This window comes from Pseudomonas sp. Irchel 3F3 (assembly GCF_900187545.1).
Lineage (GTDB): Bacteria > Pseudomonadota > Gammaproteobacteria > Pseudomonadales > Pseudomonadaceae > Aquipseudomonas > Aquipseudomonas fortuita.
In genome coordinates, this window is record NZ_FYDS01000009.1 from 250,039 (window position 1) to 274,259 (window position 24,221).

21 protein-coding genes, 5 tRNA genes and 1 pseudogene are annotated in these 24,221 nt (G+C 61.7%); 14 read left to right on the forward strand and 13 right to left on the reverse strand.

What is annotated here, in order from left to right:
* Positions 1–20 precede the first annotated feature (20 nt).
* The 6 genes from csrA (at position 21) to mgtE (ending at position 2,716) form a co-directional block, all read left to right on the forward strand.
* Positions 21–209, forward strand: coding sequence for a carbon storage regulator CsrA (gene csrA, locus CKW35_RS21075; RefSeq protein ID WP_003254503.1), 189 nt, complete (start codon positions 21–23; stop codon positions 207–209).
* A gap of 72 nt (positions 210–281) precedes the next feature.
* Positions 282–372 (forward strand) — tRNA-Ser (locus tag CKW35_RS21080).
* 106 nt (positions 373–478) lie between these two features.
* Positions 479–555: transfer RNA gene (locus tag CKW35_RS21085), tRNA-Arg, on the forward strand.
* A 72-nt stretch (positions 556–627) separates the two neighbouring features.
* A tRNA-Arg gene (locus CKW35_RS21090) sits at positions 628–704 on the forward strand.
* Between the two features lie 72 nt (positions 705–776).
* Positions 777–853, forward strand: a tRNA-Arg gene (locus CKW35_RS21095).
* A 420-nt stretch (positions 854–1,273) separates the two neighbouring features.
* Positions 1,274–2,716, forward strand: a complete 1,443-nt coding sequence (mgtE, locus tag CKW35_RS21100; RefSeq protein ID WP_016488484.1) for a magnesium transporter — start codon at positions 1,274–1,276, stop codon at positions 2,714–2,716.
* A 219-nt stretch (positions 2,717–2,935) separates the two neighbouring features.
* Here the strand turns inward: mgtE and CKW35_RS21105 are convergent, their stop codons facing one another.
* Positions 2,936–3,262, reverse strand: coding sequence for an Arc family DNA-binding protein (locus tag CKW35_RS21105; protein WP_003254499.1), 327 nt, complete (start codon positions 3,260–3,262; stop codon positions 2,936–2,938).
* 344 nt (positions 3,263–3,606) lie between these two features.
* On the opposite strand from CKW35_RS21105, the pseudogene phnN reads away from it, so the two are divergent.
* Together phnN and CKW35_RS21120 are read left to right on the forward strand one after the other, a co-directional pair.
* A pseudogene (phnN, locus tag CKW35_RS21115) lies at positions 3,607–4,200 on the forward strand (phosphonate metabolism protein/1,5-bisphosphokinase (PRPP-forming) PhnN).
* Positions 4,201–4,311: 111 nt separating this feature from the next.
* Positions 4,312–4,388, forward strand: a tRNA-Arg gene (locus CKW35_RS21120).
* On the opposite strand, the gene CKW35_RS21125 is transcribed toward CKW35_RS21120, so the two are convergent.
* From CKW35_RS21125 to CKW35_RS21140, 4 genes are all read right to left on the reverse strand, one after another.
* Complete coding sequence (locus CKW35_RS21125) at positions 4,367–5,779, reverse strand: amino acid permease (RefSeq protein ID WP_095116798.1); 1,413 nt, start codon at positions 5,777–5,779, stop codon at positions 4,367–4,369. The genes CKW35_RS21120 and CKW35_RS21125 overlap by 22 nt on opposite strands.
* Before the next feature lie 315 nt (positions 5,780–6,094).
* Positions 6,095–7,039 (reverse strand): dihydrodipicolinate synthase family protein, encoded by a 945-nt coding sequence (locus CKW35_RS21130; protein WP_095116799.1) that lies wholly within the window; start codon positions 7,037–7,039, stop codon positions 6,095–6,097.
* 37 nt (positions 7,040–7,076) lie between these two features.
* Entirely contained in the window at positions 7,077–8,450 is a 1,374-nt protein-coding gene (abaF, locus tag CKW35_RS21135) for a fosfomycin efflux MFS transporter AbaF (protein WP_095116801.1), read from the reverse strand.
* A gap of 347 nt (positions 8,451–8,797) precedes the next feature.
* Positions 8,798–9,418 (reverse strand): GntR family transcriptional regulator, encoded by a 621-nt coding sequence (locus tag CKW35_RS21140; RefSeq protein WP_095116812.1) that lies wholly within the window; start codon positions 9,416–9,418, stop codon positions 8,798–8,800.
* A gap of 273 nt (positions 9,419–9,691) precedes the next feature.
* On the opposite strand from CKW35_RS21140, the gene CKW35_RS21145 reads away from it, so the two are divergent.
* Positions 9,692–10,690 (forward strand): diguanylate cyclase, encoded by a 999-nt coding sequence (locus CKW35_RS21145; RefSeq protein WP_095116802.1) that lies wholly within the window; start codon positions 9,692–9,694, stop codon positions 10,688–10,690.
* Between the two features lie 115 nt (positions 10,691–10,805).
* On the opposite strand, the gene lpdA is transcribed toward CKW35_RS21145, so the two are convergent.
* The 4 genes from lpdA to CKW35_RS21165 are packed head-to-tail and all read right to left on the reverse strand — an operon-like array spanning position 10,806 to position 15,752.
* Positions 10,806–12,185: a dihydrolipoyl dehydrogenase gene (lpdA, locus tag CKW35_RS21150; RefSeq protein ID WP_095116804.1), complete on the reverse strand. Its 1,380-nt coding sequence runs from the start codon at positions 12,183–12,185 to the stop codon at positions 10,806–10,808.
* 2 nt (positions 12,186–12,187) lie between these two features.
* The gene (locus CKW35_RS21155; protein WP_016488477.1) at positions 12,188–13,459 is read right to left on the reverse strand and encodes a dihydrolipoamide acetyltransferase family protein; all 1,272 of its coding nucleotides are present in this window, start codon (positions 13,457–13,459) and stop codon (positions 12,188–12,190) included.
* Positions 13,460–14,518, reverse strand: coding sequence for an alpha-ketoacid dehydrogenase subunit beta (locus tag CKW35_RS21160; RefSeq protein ID WP_016488476.1), 1,059 nt, complete (start codon positions 14,516–14,518; stop codon positions 13,460–13,462).
* A 1-nt stretch (position 14,519) separates the two neighbouring features.
* Positions 14,520–15,752, reverse strand: a complete 1,233-nt coding sequence (locus tag CKW35_RS21165) for a 3-methyl-2-oxobutanoate dehydrogenase (2-methylpropanoyl-transferring) subunit alpha (protein WP_016488475.1) — start codon at positions 15,750–15,752, stop codon at positions 14,520–14,522.
* A 198-nt stretch (positions 15,753–15,950) separates the two neighbouring features.
* Between CKW35_RS21165 and bkdR the strand changes: the two genes are divergently transcribed.
* The 3 genes from bkdR (at position 15,951) to CKW35_RS21180 (ending at position 19,421) form a co-directional block, all read left to right on the forward strand.
* Entirely contained in the window at positions 15,951–16,436 is a 486-nt protein-coding gene (bkdR, locus tag CKW35_RS21170) for a Bkd operon transcriptional regulator BkdR (RefSeq protein ID WP_012273540.1), read from the forward strand.
* Between the two features lie 274 nt (positions 16,437–16,710).
* Positions 16,711–17,952 carry a glutamine synthetase family protein gene (locus CKW35_RS21175; RefSeq protein WP_175444023.1) on the forward strand — a complete coding sequence of 414 codons (1,242 nt, stop codon included), beginning with the start codon at positions 16,711–16,713 and terminating at the stop codon, positions 17,950–17,952.
* A gap of 128 nt (positions 17,953–18,080) precedes the next feature.
* Entirely contained in the window at positions 18,081–19,421 is a 1,341-nt protein-coding gene (locus CKW35_RS21180; RefSeq protein WP_016488473.1) for an MFS transporter, read from the forward strand.
* 152 nt (positions 19,422–19,573) lie between these two features.
* On the opposite strand, the gene CKW35_RS21185 is transcribed toward CKW35_RS21180, so the two are convergent.
* The 4 genes from CKW35_RS21185 to flgA form a co-directional block, all read right to left on the reverse strand.
* The gene (locus CKW35_RS21185; RefSeq protein ID WP_095116806.1) at positions 19,574–20,317 is read right to left on the reverse strand and encodes a flagellar brake protein; all 744 of its coding nucleotides are present in this window, start codon (positions 20,315–20,317) and stop codon (positions 19,574–19,576) included.
* 79 nt (positions 20,318–20,396) lie between these two features.
* Complete coding sequence (locus CKW35_RS21190; protein ID WP_016488471.1) at positions 20,397–20,864, reverse strand: flagella synthesis protein FlgN; 468 nt, start codon at positions 20,862–20,864, stop codon at positions 20,397–20,399.
* 49 nt (positions 20,865–20,913) lie between these two features.
* Complete coding sequence (gene flgM, locus CKW35_RS21195; protein WP_023047021.1) at positions 20,914–21,228, reverse strand: flagellar biosynthesis anti-sigma factor FlgM; 315 nt, start codon at positions 21,226–21,228, stop codon at positions 20,914–20,916.
* Positions 21,229–21,390: 162 nt separating this feature from the next.
* A complete protein-coding gene (flgA, locus tag CKW35_RS21200) occupies positions 21,391–22,143 on the reverse strand; it encodes a flagellar basal body P-ring formation chaperone FlgA (protein WP_016488469.1) in 753 nt (250 codons plus the stop codon).
* 76 nt (positions 22,144–22,219) lie between these two features.
* Here flgA and CKW35_RS21205 point away from each other — a divergent pair, with 76 nt between their 5' ends.
* Both CKW35_RS21205 and cheR read left to right on the forward strand, forming a co-directional pair.
* The gene (locus CKW35_RS21205) at positions 22,220–23,149 is read left to right on the forward strand and encodes a chemotaxis protein CheV (protein WP_016488468.1); all 930 of its coding nucleotides are present in this window, start codon (positions 22,220–22,222) and stop codon (positions 23,147–23,149) included.
* Between the two features lie 51 nt (positions 23,150–23,200).
* Positions 23,201–24,028 (forward strand): protein-glutamate O-methyltransferase CheR, encoded by an 828-nt coding sequence (cheR, locus tag CKW35_RS21210; RefSeq protein ID WP_016488467.1) that lies wholly within the window; start codon positions 23,201–23,203, stop codon positions 24,026–24,028.
* Positions 24,029–24,221: the final 193 nt, after the last annotated feature.

Consider the following 24,221-nt stretch of genomic DNA (forward strand, 5'->3'; position numbering starts at 1 on the left):
TTTTGCGTAAGGAGAAAGCTATGTTGATTCTGACTCGTCGGTGCGCCGAGAGCCTGATCATTGGAGACGGCGAGATCACCGTGACGGTGCTTGGCGTCAAAGGCAACCAGGTGCGTATTGGCGTCAGCGCCCCTAAAGAAGTGGCCGTTCACCGCGAGGAAATCTACCTGCGGATCAAGAAAGAGAAGGATGAAGAGCCAAGCCTTTAATTTTTTTGAAGTTTTTTTCAAAAAAAGGGTTGCAAAGGTGAAAGAGGTTCTTTAATATTCGCCTCGTGTTGCGGTGAGGTGGCCGAGTGGCCGAAGGCGCTCCCCTGCTAAGGGAGTATACCTCATAAGGGTATCGGGGGTTCGAATCCCCCCTTCACCGCCATTATTCGCTTAGGGCGCTGTAAACGGTAAGAACGCTAAGTAGTTGATTTTAAACGAAAAAGTTCTTGCAAAAATGTTTCAGCGACCTATAATGCGCGGCAAGACACGGACTCATAGCTCAGCTGGATAGAGTACTCGGCTACGAACCGAGCGGTCACAGGTTCGAATCCTGTTGAGTCCGCCACTTTTTGAAGTGGCTTTGTTTGCAAGGCTGCTTCAAGAAACCAGTGGTAATCTGGTCTAAAACTACCAATGCGGACTCATAGCTCAGCTGGATAGAGTACTCGGCTACGAACCGAGCGGTCGCAGGTTCGAATCCTGCTGAGTCCGCCACTTTTTGAAGTGGCTCTGCTTGCAAAGCTGCTTCAGTCAACCAGTGGTAATCTGGTCTAAAACTACCACCACGGACTCATAGCTCAGCTGGATAGAGTACTCGGCTACGAACCGAGCGGTCGCAGGTTCGAATCCTGCTGAGTCCGCCATACCCCATCAAGAAGCCCGCTCAATTGAGCGGGCTTTTTGTTTTTTGCGCCACTGAATTGTTGGCGATGTCGATCTAAGCTCTTCTGTAATGAGCAGGGTGTAGCGTGTGGCTGTAAGGCAGCCCCAAATTGATCAGGCGCAGCGTACCTGAACTTCAATGTGCTTCCCCATCCACAACAATCGTCGCACTCATAGCTTCGAGCGTTGTCCCACCTTTATCACGCAAACGATTGTTCTGACCAAAATTTTAAGCGATCTGACAGCTTGAGCAGTGTATGATTGCGCCCGTCAGCCCCGCCGGGGCTTGTGGAAAACCACCATGGACTTACCCAGTAGTTACTCGCTAACAAGATTCATACAGAAAGATCTGACCGATTGATTCTCCCGGCGTGCTCCGCTGCTGGGAGTGGAGTTCGCCTATGACTGAAGTAGAAGTAAAAAAAGCGCAAGAAAGCCTGCAGGATCGCCTGGCCCAGGTGGTCGAACTGCTGCAACGCCAGCGTGTGGTCGAGGACCTGACGCACCGCCAGGAAGGCGCGCACAATGACCTGGTAGAAAACCTGGTCCACCGCCAGAACCTCGTCGAGCTGCAGCGCAAGCTTGATGACCTGCACCCCGCCGACATCGCCTATATCCTCGAAGCCTTGCCCCTGGAAGACCGCCTGACGGTCTGGCAGCTGGTGCGCTCGGATCGCGATGGCGACATCCTGCTGGAAGTTTCCGACTCGGTTCGTCAATCGTTGATCGCCGACATGGACGATCACGAGCTGCTGGCCGCCGCCAAGGAAATGGACGCCGACGAGCTGGCCGACCTGGCCCCTGAGCTGCCGCGTGACGTTGTTCACGAGCTGATGGAAACCCTCGATGCCCAGCAACGCGAGCGTGTGCGCTCGGCGCTGAGCTACGACGAGGAGCAGGTCGGTGCGCTGATGGACTTCGAGATGGTCACCATCCGCGAAGACGTCAGCCTGGAGGTGGTACTGCGCTACCTGCGCCGCCTGAAAGAACTGCCCAACCACACCGACAAACTGTTCGTGGTCGATTATGACGGCATCCTGAAAGGGGTATTGCCGATCAAGCGCCTGCTGGTCAACGACCCAGAGAAGAAGGTAGCGGAGGTCATGGCGACCGACCCGGTGTCCTTCCAGCCTGAGGAAGATGCCTATGATGCGGCGCAGGCTTTCGAGCGTTATGACCTGGTATCGGCACCTGTAGTGGACAAGAGCGGTCGTCTGATTGGCCGTTTGACCATTGACGAGATGGTCGACCTGATCCGTGAGGAGAGCGAGAGCGAAGTCCTCAACATGGCGGGTCTGCGTGAAGAGGAAGATATCTTTGCCTCGGTCTGGCGCTCGTTCCGCAACCGTTGGGCATGGCTGGCGATCAACCTGATCACCGCCTTTGTTGCCTCGCGCGTGATCGGGCTGTTCGAAGGCTCGATCGAAAAGCTGGTGGCGTTGGCGGCGTTGATGCCGATCGTTGCGGGTATTGGTGGCAACTCGGGTAACCAGACCATCACCATGATCGTCCGCGCCATGGCGCTGGACCAGGTGTCGCCGGGCAACACCAGTCGCCTGATGCGCAAGGAGCTGGCGGTGTCGCTGATCAACGGCCTGGTTTGGGGAGGCGTGATTGGTGCGGTGGCTTTCTGGTTGTATGGCAGCTGGTCACTGGGTGTGGTGATGACCGCAGCGATGACCTTGAACCTGTTACTGGCGGCGCTGATGGGTGTGCTCATCCCGATGACGTTGGCCCGCCTGGGGCGCGACCCGGCGATGGGGGCGAGTGTGATGATCACTGCCGTGACGGACAGTGGCGGCTTCTTCATCTTCCTTGGCCTGGCTACGCTGTTCCTGCTGTAAACCCCTTTTCTTGCAGTTGCGCGGCCCTGTGGGAGCGGCCTTGTGTCGCGAAAGGGCTGCGAAGCAGCCCCAGAAATCTGTGCATTGCTGCTGATGCCCCGGGGCTGCTTTGCAGCCCTTTCGCGACACAAGGCCGCTCCCACAGGGGCTGCAGCGCGGCTAGTCAGGCGCCCACAAAAAAGCCAGCTTACGCTGGCTTTTTCATGTTCGCTGCACGCCTCAGGAAGCGTCGGCGGCCATTTCCACATCGTGAGCGATGAGGGCAACCAGGGCGTTCTGCTGTCGGTGGGACAGTTGGCGGAAGCGCTGCAGCAACTCGCGCTCATGCAGGGACAGCTCAGGGCTGTCCAGGCGCATGCTCAGCTCGTCACCCAACGCACCTTCCTGGATAAGGCTCTGTTCCAGGCGCGCGATAATTTCAGAGTTCATGCTGCGGTGATGGTTGCGCGCTACCTCGGCAATGCGCTCACGCATCCCGTCTGGCAGGCGGACGACAAATTTGTCAGCGGTGCGGCTTGAATAAATAGCCTGTTTCATTGGGCGCATATAAATTGACCAGATTTTGGTTCAGGGGAAGCGGTTCTCAAATTGGCCGCACGGGGTGGAAATACGACCGTGGCGACGACAAAATGTTCAACCGTCAGTAAAAATGGATGCTCATCTTGCCTTATGGTCGCCGTTTCCTTGGCGTCAATTCTGTGACAAATAGTGAGCCGGATAAAGGCTTTATGCCAGTACCAATTATCAGAAATGAGCACTGGTTTGAAAAGTTTTACATGCTCCGGCTTGCCCAACCGTCAGACTTTTGCCGTCAAAAACAGGTAAAACGCAGCAAAAGGCCAGGAAAACACCTAGAATGCGGCGGTTTCCCTTCATAGAGCATAGTGGCTATGCAACATGACGCAAGCGACCGTCGATCAGGGGCAGGCCGGTTGATATTTCTGGTAGGACCGTCGGGTTCGGGGAAAGATTCCCTGATCGACGCTGCACGTGAGCGGCTGGCGGCTGCCGGGGTAGAAATTGCCCGGCGTGTCATTACCCGTTCGGCCGAAGCCAAGGGCGAAGCCGCCCATGGTGTCACGCCTGAACAGTTCGAGACCCTGCGCGTGCAGGGTGCTTTTGCCATGCACTGGCACGCCAACGGCCTGGACTACGGGATTCCCCGGCAGGTGGACGACTGGCTGGCGGAGGGCCGGGCAGTGCTGGTGAACGGCTCGCGCGCTTACCTGGCCGAAGCGCGTCAGCGTTATCCGGGCCTGTTGGCGGTGCTTGTGCAGGTCAGGCCGCAGGTGTTGCGCCAGCGCCTGGTGGCCCGTGGCCGCGAAACCGCCTAGGAAGTCGAGCAGCGCCTGGCTCGCAGCGCCCGCTTGCAGGCACTGCCTGATCCGTCGGTGCACCTGCTGGACAACTCTACAACCCTGGAGGCTGCGGTATCAGCCCTGTTCGGGGTGCTTCGCGATGAAGGTGTGCTGCCGCAGGTGTAGCAGTGCCAGAAAAGGATTACGCGAAAAAGCCCGGTAGGTGCATGACAAATGCCAGCATGCTGGTTAACATGCTGGCCGTCCCGCTGTGCAGCGCTCGCTGCCGGTCGTAGCGTCTCAGTAGCTCAATTGGATAGAGCATCCCCCTCCTAAGGGGAAGGTTGCAGGTTCAATTCCTGCCTGGGACGCCATTTCTTGTCTCTCCTGTCTTGACCTCCGCCTCCTTTGCAGCGGCCGCCGTTTGCTGGCGCATCAGGAAGTACCCCGCCACAACCAGCAGTAGCGTCAGCACCGTGAACCAGAACTGGAAACGCGACGCCGGGTCGAACGCCTGGGTGCCAATCACTGCCAGCAGGGCGAACAGCGCAACGATGTTGGCGTACGGGAACAGCCAGGCGCGAAAGGCCTTGGGGTCGACCGCTTCGTGACGGGTTCTCCAGCGCATGGCCACGTGGGCGATGATGATGAAGATCCATACGACCATCACCAGGCTGCCGGTACTCTTGGCCAGGGTCATGAACAGGTCACCGGCGCTGATAAAGTGCACGGTCAGGATCATCGTGCAGATCGACAGGCTCAGCAGCAGTGCATTGATCGGCACGCCCTTGGCGCTGGTGCGCGAGAACAGCTTGGGCGCGTGCCCGCGCTGGCTAAGCGAGAACAGCATGCGCGAGTTGGAGAACATGAACGAGTTCATCACCGACATGAACGAGACGAACAGCACCAGTTTCATGGCCACCGCAGCACCGCCGAACCCGGCCAGGGTGAAGAGCGAAACATAGGGCGAGGCCAGGTTGGCCTTGTCGGTCCATGGCAGGCACAGGATCAGGATCGACACGGAGCCAACGTAGAACAACATCACTCGCAGGATCACGCTCTTGATCGCGCGAATCACGTTCTGCCGCGGGTTCTCTGATTCACCTGCGGCCACCGCGGCAATTTCGCTGCCGCCCAGGGAGAATATCACCACGATGACACCCGCCATGACGGGCGACAGGCCATTGGGCATGAACCCGTCGTGGGCGGTGAGGTTGACCAGGCCAGGCGAAGGAATGTCGTTGTGCAGGCCCAGCAGGATCGAGATGCCCAGCAGCATGAAGATGAGGATGGTGGCGACCTTCATGGCCGCCAGCCAATACTCCACTTCGGCAAACGAACGCACCGAGTAGGCGTTGCTGGCCATCAGTGTCACCAACATCAGGAAGGCGCCTGCCCAGATCGGCAGCCAGGGTAGAAAGTCATGCAGGATGGCGCCCAGCAGTACCGCTTCGAGGGTGATGGTCATCATCGACTTGAACCAGTACAGCCAGCCGACTGAAAACCCTGCCCAGTCGCCGAGCCAGGTGTTGGCATAGGTCGAGAACGACCCCGCATCCGGGTTGCGACAGGCCATTTCGCCCAGCATGAACATCACCAGAGTGACCACCAGGCCACCAATGAAATACGACAGGATGGCCGCAGGCCCTGCCGATGCGATCAGTGCGCCCGAGCCCATGAACAGCCCTGCACCGATCACCCCACCCAGTGCGATCATGGTGATGTGCCGCTGCTTGAGGCTTTGCTTCAAACCGTTGGATTGCATTTCCTTGTCCTCTCTTATTGTTGGGGGGATCCGACAACGTCCCCCAACGCAGGCATCGTCATGCGCCTGCGTCCACGCGTGGCAAATAGCTACCAGCCTGCCACCATGGACAATAAGGCCAAGGACCTCAAACGAATTCTCTGCACAACATCCTGCCGATTTTTCCTGAGGCGTGTTGCCTCAGGCGCTGCTGCACCGCCATCCCTGTGGGAGCGGGCGTGCCCGCGAACACCGGCAAAGCCGGTGCCAGACACCGCGTCGCCTGCTTCGCGGGCCAAGCCCGCTCCCACAGAGAACGCGGCGGGGCCTTGGTAATCAGGCGATGTTCTGCTCGGCCGACCAGTTGGCGTACCAGCTGCGGAACAGCGCGTATTGCTGCTCGGCATAGTTGCGCTGGGCGTCGGTCAGCACGTCGGTTTCGTTGAAATGCAGGCTGTACTCGCTGTCGCCGTTCAGCACCATCAGGTGCTTGTAATACAGCACCAGGTCGCAGCCCTCATCGAACGACGACAGCACCGCCAGCGCCGCTTCCAGTTCGCGCGCCAGGCGACGGGCCTTGGCATCGCCTTTGGCCGCCTGCTTGCTCAGGCTCACCAGGTGCAGCACCTCACGCGGAAGGGCGTTGCCGATGCCGGTGATGGCGCCGGTGGCGTTGCAGTTGACGAAGCCATGCACCACCTGGGTGTCCACGCCGACCATCAGGGTCACGTCGTCATCCTTGGAGGTGATGTGCTCGGCGGCATAACGCAGGTCGGCACCACCGCCGAACTCCTTGAAGCCGATCAGGTTGGGGAATTCGCGGCGCAGCTCGAAGAACAGATCGGCGCGGGTGGCGAAGCCGTAATAGGGGCTGTTGTAGATCACCGCTGGCAGCTTGGGCGCGGCGGCGAGGATGGCCGAGAAGTGGTGCTTCTGGGCGATCAGCGAGGCACCGCGGCTGAGCACGCGAGGGATGACCATCAGGCCGGCGGCGCCGACCTTGGCGGCGTGGGCGGCATGGGATACCGCTTCACGGGTGTTCACCGCGCCAGTGCCGACAATGGTCGGGATGCCGGCGGCCACCAGGCGCGCCACGCCTTCCTGGCGCTCGGCCTCGGTCAGCAGTGGCCAGTCGCCCATCGAACCGCAGTACACCACGGCGCTCATGCCGGCCTCGATCAGCTGGTGGCCCATGCGCACCAGGGCGTCGAAGTCCGGTTTGCGCTCGGCGGTGCACGGGGTCATCAGGGCGGGCATGGTGCCGTTGAAGATATTGCTCATGGTGGTTACCTATTGTTGTGTGATTTTTATGGGTTGCTTAACGGCCGGCGTTGCGGGCCGCGGATTCTTCGTCAACGGCGCGCAGCGACTTGCCGCGGGTTTCCTTGGCTGCCGCCACGGCAACAATCGAGATCGCTGCCGCGCCCACCAGGTACCAGGCAATAGGCGTGGAGCTGTTGTATTCCTTCAGCAAGGTGACGGCGATCAGCGGGGCCAGCGAGCCAGCCAGGATTGGCGCCACCTGGTAGCACAACGACAGGGCGGTGTAGCGCACGTGGGTGGGGAACAGTTCGGCCATCAAGGCCGAGTACGGCGCATAGGTCATCGACTCGATGGCCAGGCCCAGCGTGATGGCCGCCATGATCAGCCAGTCGTTGCCGGTGTCCATCATCGGGAAACCGACAAAGCCCCAGAACGCGGTGAGCACGGCGCCGATCAGGTACACCGGCTTGCGGCCGATGATGTCTGAGAGGTAGCCCATGGCCGGGATCATGAAGAAGTGCAGCAGGTGAGCGCCGAACATCAGCAGCAGAATTTGCGAAGTGTCTTTGTGCACCACCAGTTTCAGGTAGGTGATGGAGAACGTGACCACGGTGTAGTAGAGGATGTTTTCCGCAAAGCGCGCGCCAATGCCGATCAGCACTTCGCGCCAGTATTTGGTGACCACCTCCACTACGCCCAGTTGCTGGCTTTCCAGCTTCTGCTGCTTGGCCTGGGCTTCCTTGAAGATGGGGGCATCATCGACTCGGGTGCGGATCCAGTAACCGATCAGCACCACCACTGCCGAGAACCAGAAGGCCACCCGCCAGCCCCAGTCCAGGAACTGCGCCTCGCTAAGGTTGGACGACAACAACAGTAGGATGATGGTGGCGATCAGGTTGCCGGCCGGCACGCCCGCTTGCGGCCAGCTGGCCCAGAAGCCGCGGCGGTTGTCCGGGCTGTGCTCGGACACCAGTAGCACCGCGCCGCCCCATTCGCCGCCGAAGGCGAAGCCCTGGATCAGCCGCAACACCACCAGGAGGATGGGCGCGGCATAGCCGATGCGCTCGAAGGTGGGCAGGCAGCCCATCAGGAAGGTGGTTATCCCGACCACGATCAGGCTGATCTGCAGCAAATGCTTGCGGCCGACCTTGTCGCCGTAATGGCCAAACACCAAGCCACCGATGGGGCGGGCGAGAAAGCCCACTGCGTAGAGGGCAAAGGCGGCAATGATGCCGTCCATGGCGCTGCCGGTCTGGCGGAAGAACAGCTGGCCGAACACCAGCGCCGAGGCGGTGCCGTAGAGGAAGAATTCGTACCACTCGGCGACTGCGCCGGCCATGGCCGCCGCTACCACACGCTTGATGCCCGCAGGGGCCTTGTCTGTTGTGTTTGCGACATTCGCTGATGCCGCCGAATAGGGTGTGGCCATGGTTTTGCACTCCGATACGTAATTATTGGAAGAAGGAGTAGGCAGGGTGGCGCCGGGGAAATCGGAGCCGCCGATTCCTTATATGGTATTTCGTATACGATATCTAGATAAGCAAAAACGAAGCCAGAAAGGGAGATTTCCAATCGAGCCATTGGCAGGATAGAACGGGGTCATTGTGGGAGCGGGCTGGTCCCGCGAAGGGGGCCACGGGGTGTATGGCACCGGCTTTGCCGGTGTTCGCGGGGCAAGCCCGCTCCCACAGCGTCCCCGTTAAATCAATACGTCATGGTTTTTCTGTAAGGGCCGCAGGAGGCTGCTCCTGCACGGGGCGGTGATAGCCTGTCGGGTCAGTTATGGGGCAGGTGCTCGTACAGGCTCTGGCACACGCCATTGATGTGTTCTTCTATCAGCCGCGCCGCCAGTTCTACATCCCGCGCCCGGCAGGCGGCAACGATATCCCGGTGCTCGTGATCCGCGCGCAGCTTGCCCGCTGACAGGCTCATTTGCATGCGCAGGTAGCGTTCCACCTTGTCATGGATCGAGCGGATAAGGCCGACCAGGTAAGGCCGCCGCGCCGGTTCGTACATGCAGGCGTGCAGCGCCCAGTTCAGGTCGGCCCAGCGGCCCACATCGTCCTCGCCGATGAACTCCGCGCAGATGGCTTCGGCCTGGGCAAAATGTGCTTCGGTCATGTTCGGAATCGCCAGGCGAATCGCTTGCACTTCCAGCAACACACGTACCTCGAACATCTGCGCCAGTTCAGGTTCCGAGATGCGGGTAACCAGCGCGCCACGGTTGCGCTGAAAATCCACCAGGCCTTCGGCTTCCAGGCGCTTCAGGGCTTCGCGCACCGGGATCTTGCTGACGTTGAACGCCTGCGCCACTTCGTCCTGACGCACCGGTTCGCCTTCGGCCAGCTGCCCCGAGATAATTGCCTCGCGCAGGTGTTTGGCGATGATTTCCGACATCGAGGGCGTTGCACCCAGGTCGGTAGCTTTGAAAGACGGCAACGGCACGGGAAATTCCAGAATCAGGCGGTGCGGATATCTTATACGAAACACTTCGGCAGCCATACCGCCTGCAGCGGTGGGCGAAAATAGCGCGTTGCGACTATTTCCGGTGGCAGCACGGGAGGCATATGCTTGCCGGTTCAAGCATCCTCTTGCCGCCTGCGGCAATTACCACCACTGTCGGCAGCCCCGTGAACGGGGCGCAGTTGCTGGGCATCAGGGAGAGCGTCCATGAATCAGGAAACCGGGCCGGCACCCGCCGGCTTCAGTGAACAGCAATTGGACACCTTGTTCGAGTTGATCAGCGATGGCATCTGGGACTGGAATGCCAATACCGGCTACGTCTATCGCAACCCGGGCTGGTACGCCATGCTCGGCTACACCAGCCATTCAATGGCCAATTCAGTCCTCACCTGGGAAAGCGTGATCCATCCGGAGGACTACCCGCGGGTAATGGCGCATTTCGAGGCGTATATCAACCAGCGCAACGAGCGCTACCTCATCGAATACCGCTGTCGTTGCCAGGATGGCAGCTATCTGTGGATCGAAGACAGCGGCTACATCATTGCCCATAACCAGGACGGTTCGGTGGCGCGCATGCTTGGGGCGCACCGTAATATCGATGCCGGCAAACGCCGGGTGGCCCAGTTGGAACAGAAGAACCAGTCGCTGGAGTGCCTAGTGGCCGAGCGCACTCGCGAGCTGTCCTGGGTGAACCAGCAGTTGCAGCGGCAACTGGACGAAAACCGCGAGTTGGCCGAGCGCGATGCATTGACCCGCATTGCCAACCGCTATCGGTTGGACAAGACCCTGCAACTGGAGTGCGAGCGGGCCAAGCGCTTCCGCCAGCCGTTGTCGCTGATCGCCATGGACATGGATGACTTCAAGCCGATCAACGACCGCTACGGCCATGCTAGGGGCGATGCGGCGCTGGTGCGGGTGGCCGAAAACCTGCGCACCTGCCAGCGTGAACTGGACCTGTTGGCCCGCTGGGGCGGGGATGAGTTTGTCCTTGTACTGCCGCAGACCACGCTGAGGGATGCACTTGAGGTGGCGGTACGCTTGCGTCAGGTGATTGAGCAGCTGGAGCCTGTGGGCGATTGCCGGCTGACCCTGAGCTATGGCGTGGTCCAATGGCAGGAAGGAGAGGACCAGCCTGCGCTGCTGGCGCGCGCCGACAAGGCGCTGTACCGGGCCAAGGCGGCAGGCAAGAACGCCATAGCCGAGTAGCGCGCGGTGATTGTGGGAGCGGTGCCTGTTACTGGATCGTCCTGTGGCCTGAATGAAAAAAGACCCGCGGCGCCTCTCGGCGCAGCGGGCCAAATCGGCCTCGGCCGCTTCAGTGTCAGATATGCAGGGCGTGGCCCAGGGCGCGCAATGCCGCTTCCTGTACCGCCTCACCCAGCGTCGGGTGGGCATGGATGGTGCCGGCCACATCCTCCAGGCACGCGCCCATCTCCAGCGACTGGGCAAACGCCGTAGACAGTTCGGAAACCGCCACGCCAACCGCTTGCCAGCCCAGGATCAGGTGATTGTCCCGGCGCGCCACCACGCGCACGAAACCGCTCTTCGATTCCAGGCTCATTGCCCGGCCGTTGGCGGCAAACGGGAAGTGCGCGACGATGCAGTCCAGCCCTTGCTGGTTGGCCTGCTCCGGGGTTTTGCCGACCACTACCACTTCCGGGTCGGTGAAGCACACAGCAGCAATCGCGGCAGGCTCGAAGCGGCGTGCCTTGCCGGCGACGATTTCGGCCACCATCTCGCCCTGGGCCATGGCCCGGTGTGCCAGCATCGGTTCGCCGGCCACGTCGCCGATGGCCCACACGTTGTGCATGCTGGTCTGGCAGCGTTCGTCGATGGCAATGGCGGCGCCGTTCATTTTCAGGTCCAGGCATTCCAGGTTGAAGCCTTGGGTGCGTGGCCGGCGGCCCACGGCCACCAGCACCTGATCGGCTTCCAGGCGCAGTTGCCCGCCCTTGCCGTCGTTGGCCAGCAGGCAACCGTTTTCGTAACCTTCGACGCTGTGGCCAAGGTGCAGGGCGATGCCCAGCTTCTTCAACGACTCGGCCACCGGGGCGGTCAATTCGCTGTCGTAGGTCGGCAGGATGCGCTCACGCGCCTCCACTACGCTGACCTGCGCGCCCAGTTTGCGGTAGGCAATGCCCAGCTCAAGGCCGATATAGCCCCCGCCCACCACCACCAGGTGTTGCGGCAGTGCCGTCGGTGCCAGCGCTTCGGTTGAGGAAATCACTGGCCCACCCAGCGGCAGCATCGGCAGTTCGACGCTGCTGGAACCGGTGGCCAGCAACAGGTGTTCGCACTGGATGCGCTGGCCATCAACCTCGACCTGCTTGCCATCGAGCACCTTCGCCCAGCCGTGAATCACCTTGACCCCGTGCTTCTTCAGCAGGGCAGCTACCCCGGTGGTCAGGCGGTCGACGATGCCGTCCTTCCAGGCCACGCTCTGGCCGATGTCCAGGCGCGGCGAAGCAACGCTGATGCCCAGGTCCGACGGCCCGGCAAAGCGTGAAGTCTGGTGGAACTGCTCGGCAACATGGATCAGCGCCTTGGACGGAATGCAGCCGATGTTCAGGCAGGTACCGCCCAGTGCCTGGCCTTCCACCAGCACGGTAGGGATGCCCAGTTGCCCGGCGCGGATGGCGGCCACGTAGCCACCAGGGCCACCGCCGATGATCAACAGGGTAGTCTGGATAGTCTGTTGCATGCTCACTCCACGAACAGGCAGGCGGGTTGTTCGAGCAGGCCACGCACGGCCTGGATGAACAGCGCGGCGTCCATGCCGTCGACCACGCGGTGGTCGAACGAGCTGGACAGGTTCATCATCTTGCGCACGACGATCTGGCCGTCGATCACCACCGGCCGCTCAACCATGCGGTTGACGCCGACAATTGCCACTTCCGGGGTGTTGACCACCGGAGTGCTGACGATGCCGCCGAGGGCGCCCAGGCTGGTCAGGGTGATGGTTGAACCCGACAGCTCCTCGCGGTTGGCCTTGTTGGTGCGCGCAGCGTTGGCCAGGCGCGAAATCTCGCCGGCATTGGCCCACAGGCTGCCCGCTTCGGCATGGCGCAGCACTGGCACCATCAGGCCGTTGTCACCCTGGGTAGCAATGCCTACATGCACCGCGCCATGGCGGGTGATGACCTGCGCTTCGTCGTCGTAGGTGGCGTTGATCTGCGGGAAGTCACGCAGCGCCACGACCAAGGCACGCACCAGGAACGGCAGCAGCGTCAGCTTGCCGCGGCTGTCGCCGTACTTGCTGTTGAGCTGCTGGCGCAGGGCTTCCAGGGCGGTGACGTCGATTTCTTCCACATAGCTGAAGTGCGCGACCCGGCGCTTGGCATCCTGCATGCGCTGGGCGATCTTGCGGCGCAGGCCGATCACCGGCACCTGCTCGCTGTCGGTGCGCTTGGCATAGCCATTGGGGGCTTGCCCGGCGGCGCTCTGCGGCTTGCTCATGAAGGCGTCAAGGTCTTCGTGCAGGATGCGCCCGGCCGGGCCGCTGCCGTGCACATAGCGCAGTTCGATACCGGTATCCAGCGCACGCTTGCGCACCGCCGGTGAGGCCAGCGGCTTGTCGCCCGGCTGGCGCGGCACGATGGGCGCAGCTTCGTGGTTGACGGGTGCCTGGTACGCAGCGGGTTTTACGTCTTTCTGCAGTTCCGGCTTGGCTGCCACAGGGGCGGCGGGCGTTTCTATCTGTTTGGCCTGAGGCACATCCACATGGTTGCCGCTGCCTTCCACTTCGATGCGGATCAGTTCGCTACCGACCGCCATCACTTCACCGGGCTGGCCGCCCAGTGCCAGCACCTTGCCGCTGACCGGCGAAGGGATTTCCACAGTGGCCTTGTCGGTCATGACGTCGGCCACCACCTGGTCCTCGGCGATCATGTCGCCGACCTTGACGAACCATTCCACCAACTCGACCTGTGCGATGCCTTCGCCAATGTCCGGCATCTTGATGACGTGCGTGCCCATTCAGACCTCCATGACCTTTTTCAATGCCGCACCTACCCGCGAAGGCCCTGGGAAATACGCCCATTCCTGCGCGTGAGGGTAGGGGGTGTCCCAACCGGTGACGCGCTCGATGGGCGCCTCCAGGTGGTGGAAGCAGTGCTCCTGCACCAGCGACACCAGTTCGGCACCGAAGCCGCAGGTACGGGTGGCCTCGTGCACCACCACGCAGCGGCCGGTCTTTTTCACCGACTCGACGATGGTGTCCAGGTCCAGCGGCCACAGGCTGCGCAGGTCGATCACTTCGGCATCGACGCCGCTTTCCTCGGCGGCCACCTGGGCCACGTACACCGTGGTGCCGTAGGTGAGCACGGTCACGTCATTGCCGGGGCGGGTAATGGCGGCCTTGTCCAGCGGTACGGTGTAGTAGCCGTCTGGCACAGCACTGTGCGGGTGCTTCGACCACGGCGTTACCGGGCGGTCGTGGTGGCCGTCGAACGGGCCGTTGTACAGGCGCTTGGGCTCCAGGAAGATCACCGGGTCGTCGCATTCGATCGAGGCAATCAGCAGGCCTTTGGCGTCATACGGGTTGGATGGCATGACAGTGCGCAGGCCGCACACTTGGGTGAACATCGCTTCCGGGCTCTGGCTGTGGGTCTGGCCGCCATAGATGCCACCGCCGCACGGCATGCGCAGGGTCAGCGGGGCGATGAACTCGCCGGCTGAGCGGTAACGCAGGCGCGCCATTTCCGAGACGATCTGGTCGGAGGCCGGGTAGAAGTAGTCGGCGAACTGGATTTCCACGACCGGGCGCAGGCCGTAGGCGCCCATGCCCACGGCGGTACCGACGATACCGCTTTCGGAGATTGGCGCGTCGAACACGCGGGACTTGCCGTACTTGTTCTGCAGGCCTTCGGTGCAGCGGAACACGCCACCGAAGTAGCCGACGTCCTGGCCGTAGACAACCACATTGTCGTCGCGCTCAAGCATGACATCCATGGCCGAGCGCAGGGCCTGGATCATGGTCATGGTAGTGGTGGCCATGGCGGTTTCCGGGTTGATGCTGTTGTTGTGATCGTTCATCTCAAACCCCTAGTTCCTGGCGTTGACGGCGCAGGTGGTCGGGCATCTCCTTGTACACGTCCTCGAACATCGAGGCGGCGCTCGGGATGTGACCGTTGGCCAGGGTGCCGTACTGCTCGGCTTCTTTTTGTGCGGCAATGACCGCAGCCTCGAATTCGGCCGTGGTGGCCTGGTGCTCTTCCTCGGACCAGTGGCCGATCTTGATCAGGTGCTGCTTCAGGCGGGCGATCGGGTCGCCCAACGGGAAGTGGCTCCAGTCATCGGCAGGGCGGTACTTGGAGGGGTCGTCCGAGGTCGAGTGCGGGCCGGCACGGTAGGTGACCCACTCGATCAGACTTGGGCCTAGGCCGCGGCGGGCGCGTTCGGCTGCCCAGCGCGAGGCGGCGTAGACAGCGACAAAGTCGTTGCCGTCCACCCGCAGCGAGGCAATGCCGCAGCCCACGCCACGGCCGGCGAAGGTGGTCGATTCACCACCGGCGATGGCCTGGAAGGTAGAAATGGCCCACTGGTTGTTGACCACGTTGAGGATTACCGGGGCGCGGTACACGTGGGCAAAGGTGAGGGCGGTGTGAAAGTCTGACTCGGCCGTGGCACCGTCGCCGATCCACGCCGAGGCGATCTTGGTATCGCCCTTGATCGCCGAGGCCATGGCCCAGCCGACCGCCTGCACGAACTGGGTCGCCAGGTTCCCGCTGATGGTGAAGAAGCCAGCCTCGCGTACCGAGTACATGATTGGTAGCTGGCGCCCCTTGAGCGGGTCGCGTTCGTTGGACAACAGCTGGCAGATCATTTCGACCAGCGACACGTCTCGCGCCATCAGGATGCTTTGCTGGCGGTAGGTAGGGAAGCACATGTCGGTACGGTTCAGCGCCAGCGCCTGGCCGCTGCCGATGGCTTCTTCGCCCAGGCTCTGCATGTAGAAGGACATCTTCTTCTGGCGCTGGGCAACCACCATGCGGCTGTCGAAAATCCGCGTCTTGAGCATGGCACGCATGCCTTGGCGCAGGACTTGCGGGTCGATGTCTTCAGCCCAAGGGCCTTGGGCGTCGCCCTGCTCATCGAGCACGCGGACCAGGCTGTGAGCCAGGTCGGCAGTGTCGGCAGCCTCGACATCGACGGGGGGTTTACGGGCTTGACCTGCGTCGTTGAGGCGCAGGTAGGAAAAATCGGTCTGGCAGCCTGGCCGGCCGGTGGGCTCGGGCACATGCAAACGCAGGGGGGCGTACTCGTTCATGCTTTTTACGCTCGCTCGGGTATTTGTTTTTGTGAGCTCTGAAGCGGCCGCCGCTGAACACCGGCTTGTGACTGGTAGGTCAGCGTCATCTACATCTTAGTGGTCCGGCAGGAGAATTTTTCTCTCAAGTTGATTGCCTTTGCCGAGCGGTGCAGATAAACATTCCGCATAAACACAAAAAACCGGTGATTTTGTCTCATGCGCAAACTCGATCGTACCGATATCGGCATTCTCAACAGCCTGCAGGAAAACGCCCGCATTACCAACGCCGAGCTGGCCCGCTCGGTCAACCTGTCGCCCACGCCCTGTTTCAACCGCGTGCGGGCCATGGAGGAACTTGGGGTAATCCGCCAACAGGTGACGTTGCTGTCACCCGAAGCGCTGGGGCTGGATGTAAACGTGTTCATCCATGTCAGCCTGGAAAAGCAGGTGGAGCAGTCGTTGCACCGCTTCGAGGAGGAAATTGCCGAACGGCCCGAGGTGATGGAGTGCTACTTGATGACCGGGGACCCGGATTACCTGTTGCGGGTACTGCTGCCGAGCATTCAGGCGCTGGAGCGGTTTCTTGACTACCTGACGCGGTTGCCGGGGGTGGCGAATATCCGGTCGAGTTTTGCCTTGAAGCAGGTGCGGTACAAGACGGCTTTGCCGCTGCCGGCCAACGGCATGACCTTGCGGGAATAGAGGTTGCCAGTGCTGGCCTCTTCGCGGGCGCGCCCGCTCCCACACGGATCTCGCTAACTTCAAGGGCGGCGCCGTACCTGTGGGAGCGGGCATGCCCGCGAAGGGGAGCACGCGGTGTTGAAAGCGGGTGCTTGATATTTTAAACACCCCCAGCCTATGTTGTTGTCAGCGTACAACAACAAGGACAAGCGTCATGAGCACTGCTCAGCTTCACGGCATCGATGAAATCGAATGCGTCACCCCCGACCTCAACGGCGTCCCGCGCGGCAAGGTGATGACTGCCGAAGGCTTTTTGGAGGGCCGCCGCCTGCAGATGGCCCGGGGAGTGTTGCTGCAATGCATCATGGGCGGTTACCCACCGGCGAAATTCTACGGCAGCGACGACGGTGACCTGGCGCTGGTGGCCGAACCCAGCCAGGTGCATCGCCTGCCCTGGAGCAGCGACGGCCGCGCCCTGGCCATCTGCGATGCCAATGAACTGGATGGCCGGCCCTCGGCACTGTCCACCCGGGGCCAGCTCAAGGCGGTGATCGCCCGCTATGCCGCGCTGGGGTTGGCGCCTGTGGTGGCGACCGAGCTCGAATTCTTCGTGTTTGCCCCCAACAGCGACCCGCAGCAGCCGTTCCAGCCTCCCGTTGGCAGCGATGGCCGCCGCGAGCTAGGCCATTCGGCGTTCAGTGTCAGCTCCAACAACGGCCTGCGACCGTTCTTCAAAGAGGTGTACCACTGCATGGCTGCGCTCGGCCTGCCGCGCGACACGTTCATGCACGAAATGGGCGTCAGCCAGTTCGAGATCAACCTGTTGCACGGCGACCCGCTGGTGCTGGCTGACCAGACCTTCCTGTTCAAGCACCTGCTCAAGGAAGTGGCGCTCAAGCATGGGCTGACCGTGGTGTGCATGGCCAAGCCGTTGGCGCGCACGCCTGGCAGTTCCATGCACATTCACCAGAGCCTGGTCGAAACCGGCAGCGGGCGTAACGTGTTTAATGACGAGCAAGGCCGGCCGACCGACACCTTCCACCATTTCATCGGTGGCCTGCAGGCGTGCATGGCCGACTTCACCGCGCTGTTCGCGCCCAACGTCAATTCCTATCAGCGCCTGTGCCACCCCTATGCCTCGCCAAACAATGCCTGCTGGTCCGAGGACAACCGTGCCGCCGGCCTGCGCATTCCGGCCAGTGCACCGGCAGCGCGGCGGGTCGAAAACCGCCTGCCCGGCGCCGACGCCAACCCCTATCTGGCCATCGCCGCCAGCCTGGCCGCCGGGTTGCACGGCATCGTGCAGCGCCTGCAGCCATCGCCGGCCATCCAGGGCGAGTTCGAAGTGCCCGAGCACCTGAGCCTGCCATGTACCCTGCATGCCGCCCTCGAACGGCTCAAGCGCAGCGCGCTGGCACGGGAACTGTTCGGCAGCGAGTTCATCGAAGGCTACATCGCCAGCAAAACCCTGGAGCTGACTGATTTCTTCGACGAGATCACCCCGTGGGAGCGCCGGGTGCTGGCGGCGCAGGCCTGATCGCGACATCACCTGCACCGGACACGCCCTGGCAGCGCTATTTCGCTGCCGGGGCCTGCGCGACACAATTTTTGCCCGTATGCTTCTAGCACCCAACCGTCACCTGATCAGGGAGCTTCTCGGTACGTATGCGAAATGTATGGAAGCCGTTTCAGTCGTTGTATTTCGCCGCGCTGATGATGTTGATCGGTTCTGGCCTGCTCAGTACCTACCTGGCCCTGCGCCTGGCGGCCGACCATGTCGACAGCCTGTGGGTGGGTGCGTTGATGGCGGCCAACTACTTTGGCCTGGCCGTCGGCGGCAAGGTCGGCCACCGGCTGATTGGCCGGGTAGGGCACATTCGCGCTTATGCCACCTGCGCCGGTATCGTCGGCGCGGCGGTACTTGGCCATGGCATGACCAGTTGGCTACCGGCCTGGGTCGGGCTGCGGATGATCGTCGGCCTGGGGATGATGTGCCAGTACATGGTCATTGAAAGCTGGCTCAACGAGCAGGCCGATGTGAAGCACCGCGGCGCGGTGTTCAGCGGCTACATGATCGCCTCGTACCTGGGGCTGGTGCTCGGTCAGCTGATTCTGGTGGTGCACCCTGAGCTTGGCCCGGAGCTGCTGATGCTGGTGGCGATGTGCTTTGCCCTGTGCCTGGTGCCGGTGGCAATGACCCGGCGCATTCACCCGGCACCCTTGCGCCCGGCACCGATGGAGCCGAAGTTCTTCATCAAGCGCGTGCCGCAGTCGCTCAGTACGGTATTGGGCTCGGGGTTGATCGTTGGCTCGTTCTACGGCCTGGCGCCTTTGTATGCCTCAAGCCAAGGGATGACGACCGAGCAGATCGGTCTGTTCATGGGTAGCTGCATTTTTGCCGGCCTGCTGGTGCAGTGGCCGCTGGGCTGGTTGTCTGACCGTTACGACCGGGCGGTGCTGATCCGCAGCGTGGCAATAGGCCTGGCGCTGGCCGCTGCGCCATTGGCGATACTGCCCAGTGTGCCGCTGGAGTTGCTGTTCGGGTTCGGCTTCCTGATTTCGTTGCTGCAGTTCTGCCTGTACCCGCTGGCGGTGGCGTTTTCCAACGACCACGTGGAAAGCGAGCGGCGGGTGTCGCTGACGGCCATGTTGCTGGTCACCTACGGCGTAGGCGCGTGCATCGGGCCACTGGCGGCGGGCGTGCTGATGAAGGTGCTGGGCGCGCAGATGCTGTATGCGTTCTTTGTATTTTTCGCCTTGGTGCTGGTGTGGCGCATTCGGCCGAAGGCGGTTACCGGGCTGCACCAGGTGCAGGATGCGCCGCTGGGCCACGTGGCGATGCCGGCAGCCGGTTCGCCCTTGTCGGCAGCGCTGGACCCTCGGGTGGATGAGCAGACCGTGCAGGACGTGATGCAGGCGCCGGTGGCGGCTGAGGATACCGAGGAAGAAGATAAAGGTGCTGAGCAACAGGCTGCTGAACCGGAGGAGGTCAGCAAGTCGGTATAAGCCTGCACTGGCCTCTTCGCACAGGTACTGTATAGCCTCAGGTTTGACGCTACCACTGTGGGAGCGGGCTTGCCCCGCGAAGAGGCCGGGGCAGGAAGAACGCAAATGAAAACGCCACCTCAGCAGGTGGCGTTTTCGCATTCAGGCGACGATCAATAGTCGTCTTTGTCAAACCGCCGCGCCTCACGCTGCAGCTGATACACAAAGCTCTCGATCTTGCGCTGTGCCTGCCCGCTCAGGTTGTGGAAGCGCACGCCGGCAAAGGTGGTATTGATGCGCTCTTCATAGTGCAGGTGCCGCAGTTCGACCATGGTGTCCACCAGGCCCAGCGGGTTACCCGCCTTGAAACGTTCGTACACCTGGCCCAGCTGCAGGCGATCTTCGACATTGCCTTCGAAGCGCAGTTTGCACCCGGTGGCCGAGATGTCCAGCAGCTTGCCACGCAGGGCGCCGTTACCCTTCAGGTGGGTGCCATCGAGCATGATGTCGACCAGTTGCGACAGCTTCAGCGCGGCGCGGAAGGCGTTGCGGCGCTGGTGGTAGGTCATCTCCTGCGGCATGGCACCGCTGTAGCAGCGGTGGCCGTTGACTTCGGTGATCTTCAGCGCGTGGTCGCATTCCCAGGCGATGCGTACGCCATCGTGAAAGCCCTCAACGCGGAAGTGCTCGCCGTTTTCGATGAATTTTTCACCGTCGCGCGGGATCATCTCGTCCAGTGCCAGGGTGTTGCTTTCACGGTCCACGTGCACCACATAGCTCTGGAAGCGCTGGCTGCGGTCATGGAAGGTGATGATCAGGGGGTCGTGGCTTTCCTGCAGCTGCCGCAAGTTGGCCGCAATCTCCAAGGGGGTGTTCAGCACCTTTGGCGGTTGCGGGGCTTCGGTTTCATTGAACACGGCTTATCGTTCTCCAGGCAAAAGCGACACACGCAAGTAACGGCATTTTGCCAGTATGTTCCGTGCCTTGATAGAAAAATCACACTTGGCTGAGGGCCCGTGGCTTGGCCAGCGGCGAGGTGCTGCCTCGGCTATCGTAGAGCGACGGTGAGTCGCCGCCCATGAGGATTCGGATCTGGTTGTTGGTGACGTGTTGCTGCACCTGGATGATCCGGCCGTTGGTCTGGTTGACCTGCTGGCAGTCGTCCATCAGTTTCGACAGCATGTCGAGCCGCTGCAGCATCGCGTCGCCATGGGGCGATTGTGCGGCTACCGCCTGCACGCCAGTGCGATCGGCACTCAGGCCCAGGCTGCCGAGCAACTGGCTGCGGCGCTGGCCATGCTGCTCGAGCAAGATGATCAGCGACTGCTTGCGCGCCAGGATCTGTTCCAGCAGCGGCATGTCGCGGCCATGCAGGGCGATCGCTTCTTTATTCAGAAGGTCGAGCAGTTCCTGCATCGGGGCAATGTCATCTTCGATCAGTTGCAGCAAGGTGGTGTCGTGCATGGCTAACTCTTGGCTTTTCTAGCGTCCGTGAAGTCAGCGCGCCGAAGGGTCAGCGCTGGGCTTCGAAATCGAGCAGTTTGCTGGCGACCCGGCCGGCATCGACCTGGTAGCTGCCGTCGGCGATCGCCTGTTTCAACTGGGCCACACGGGCACTGTTGACAACCGGCTCGTCGCGCAGCTTGTCGCTGATCTTTTGCAACTGCTGTGCCTCTTGGCTGAGGTGTACCGCTTCTCCGCTGGCGCTGGTGTCTTTCACCGCTTCCTGGCTGGCTGCCGGTTTTTCGGCATTGCCCGCCGCGGTGTTGCCGCGCACGCCGCCCGTGACGGACGGAGAGTTATTCAAACGACTGAAGTCGATGACCATGATCAGGAACCTCTGGGTATTTGGACGCTTGCCTTGTTTTCGGCCAGCCCGAAAGAAACTTTAGGCACAAATGCTTGGCCGCCTGTCAGCAAGCTCGCCAACCCGTTCTCTGACACAGTTTAGGAAAAGCGGTTCCTCCCTGCCAGCGCAATCTGTGGCGGGCTACATGCTCACCTCGACCTGGCCCGGGCCCGTCACCCTGGCCTTGACCACCCGTTTGGAATTCAGGTTGCGTACCCGTATCTGTTCGCTCAGGCCGCCTTTGCTAAGGGCCTCGCCCGGCATGCGCACGCTCAGGCTGCCGCTGCGGGCGATGATCACCACCTGGTCGCCCTTGCGCACCACCTCGGCCTGCTCCAGATGTTGCGGGGTAAGTACCTGGTCGATCACCGTGGGGCGCAGCATCTTCATGCCCACCGCCTGGTCCAGTTCGGTCAGAAAACCCTGGCCAAGGGTGCCGACATCGCGCTCGCGCAGGGCCACGTCGCCTTCGCCCACTGTGTTGTCGCGCTTGAGCGGGCGGGTGACCACCACCACGTCGCGGAACAGCCGTACCGTGGCCGGGACAAACACCGTCCACGGGGCCGCACTGTCGCAGCGCACCCGTACCGTTACCCGGCCAAGTGGCAGGGAAGGGCTTTCCAGCGAGGCGTCCAGCTGCTGGCTGCACAACGGCATGCGCAGGCGTGGGTCCAGCGGGTTGACCTGGATTTCATAGCGGCCGGGGGTCTGGGTGGTAGCCAGGTAATCTTCGACGGTGAATTCAAGAAACCCTTGGGTGACACCGATAAGCTGTTCAGGCAAGGTGAGCGCGTCCGCTACCGTGCGAACGCCGGGCACCAGCAGGCACAACGTGGCCAGCGAGCCCGTCAGCAGGCGCGTCAATCGTCGGAAAAATGTCGTTTTCGTATGCATGACGCTCAAAAAAGCAAAGCCCGTGCCGACTCGTAACCTGAGTTGCAACGAAAGGCTGAAAGATAAGGAGTCTGGCATGGCGGGTGTTATGGATTCGGTCAACCAGCGCACGCAGCTGGTGGGGCAGAATCGCCTGGAATTGCTGCTGTTCCGCCTCAACGGCGAACAGCTTTACGGCATCAACGTGTTCAAGGTCAGGGAAGTGCTGCAATGCCCTGCGCTGACCCTGCTGCCCAAGGCGCACCCGGTGGTGCGTGGCGTTGCCAACATTCGCGGGGCGACCATCCCGATCCTCGACTTGTCGATGGCCACCGGGTTGCGGCCGCTGCAGGAAGAGACGCGCAACAGCTTCGTGATCATCACTGAGTACAACACCAAGACCCAGGGCTTTCTGGTGCACTCGGTGGAGCGCATCGTCAACATGAACTGGGAAGAGATCCATCCGCCACCCAAGGGCACCGGCCGTGACCACTACCTGACGGCGGTCACCCGGGTGGACAACCGCATGGTCGAGATCATCGATGTGGAGAAGGTGCTGGCCGAAGTGTCGCCGTCGTCCGAGTCGGTCTCGGCCGGGGTGATCGATGCCGAGACGCAGGACAAGGCCGTGCTGATGCGGGTGCTGACCGTGGACGATTCGTCGGTGGCACGCAAGCAGGTCAGCCGCTGCCTGCAGACCGTGGGGGTGGAGGTGGTGGCGCTCAATGATGGCCGTCAGGCCCTGAACTACCTGCGCCAGCTGGTGGAGGAGGGCAAAAAGCCGGAAGAAGAGTTCCTGATGATGATCTCGGACATTGAAATGCCGGAAATGGACGGCTATACGCTAACGGCGGAGATCCGCAGCGACCCGCGCATGCAAAAATTGCACATCTGCCTGCATACTTCGCTTTCCGGGGTGTTCAACCAGGCAATGGTCAAGAAGGTCGGTGCCGATGACTTCCTGGCCAAGTTCAAGCCGGACGACCTGGCCCAGCGGGTGGTCGACCGGATCAAGGCAGCGCATTGAAGCAGCCGGGGGCACGCCCCCGGCACCAGTGATTGAAAAGAGGCGGCAAGAGTGTCTACGGGTAATTTGGATTTCGAACAGTTCCGGGTATTCCTGGAGAAAGCCTGTGGCATCCTGCTGGGCGAGAATAAGCAGTACCTGGTTTCCAGCCGTCTCAACAAGCTGATGGAGCAACAGGGCATCAAGAGCCTGGGCGAACTGGTGCAACGCATCCAGGCCCAGCCGCGCGGTGGTTTGCGTGAGCAGGTGGTGGATGCGATGACCACCAACGAAACCCTGTGGTTTCGCGATACCTACCCGTTCGAAGTGCTGAAGAACAAGGTGATTCCCGAGTTCATCCGCAACAACCCCGGCCAGCGCCTGCGCATGTGGTCGGCGGCCTGTTCGTCGGGCCAGGAGCCGTATTCCATTTCGATGGCCATCGACGAGTTCGAGCGCAGCAACCTTGGCCAATTGAAGATGGGCGCGCAGATCGTTGCCACCGACCTGTCCGGCACCATGCTGACCAACTGCAAGACCGGTGAGTATGACAGCCTGGCCATCGCCCGCGGCTTGTCCCAGGAGCGCCTGCAGCGCTACTTCGACCCCAAGGGGCCGGGGCGCTGGGCGGTCAAGCCGGCGATTCGCAGCCGCGTCGAGTTCCGCTCGTTCAACCTGCTCGACAGCTATGCCGCCCTGGGCAAGTTCGACATCGTGTTCTGCCGCAACGTGCTGATCTACTTCTCGGCGCAGGTGAAACGGGACATCCTGCTGCGCATTCACAGCACACTGAAGCCAGGTGGCTACCTGTTCCTTGGTGCTTCGGAAGCGCTGAACGGGTTGCCGGACCATTACCAGATGGTCCAGTGCAGCCCGGGGATCATCTACCAGGCCAAGTAATCAAGAAGGCTGGCAGCGAAAACTGCCGGCCTTTTTGCTGTATGTGCCGGCCTCTTCGCGGGTAAACCCGCTTGTGTCTTGGAGAAGGAATAGAATCTGAAGTGAGAGCGGTGAATGGCAAGCTGATAGCCCGAGGTGCCCAGAGCACGTGTGGGAGCAAAAGCTGCCATTCACCGTTCCACTTTGGCGAGAG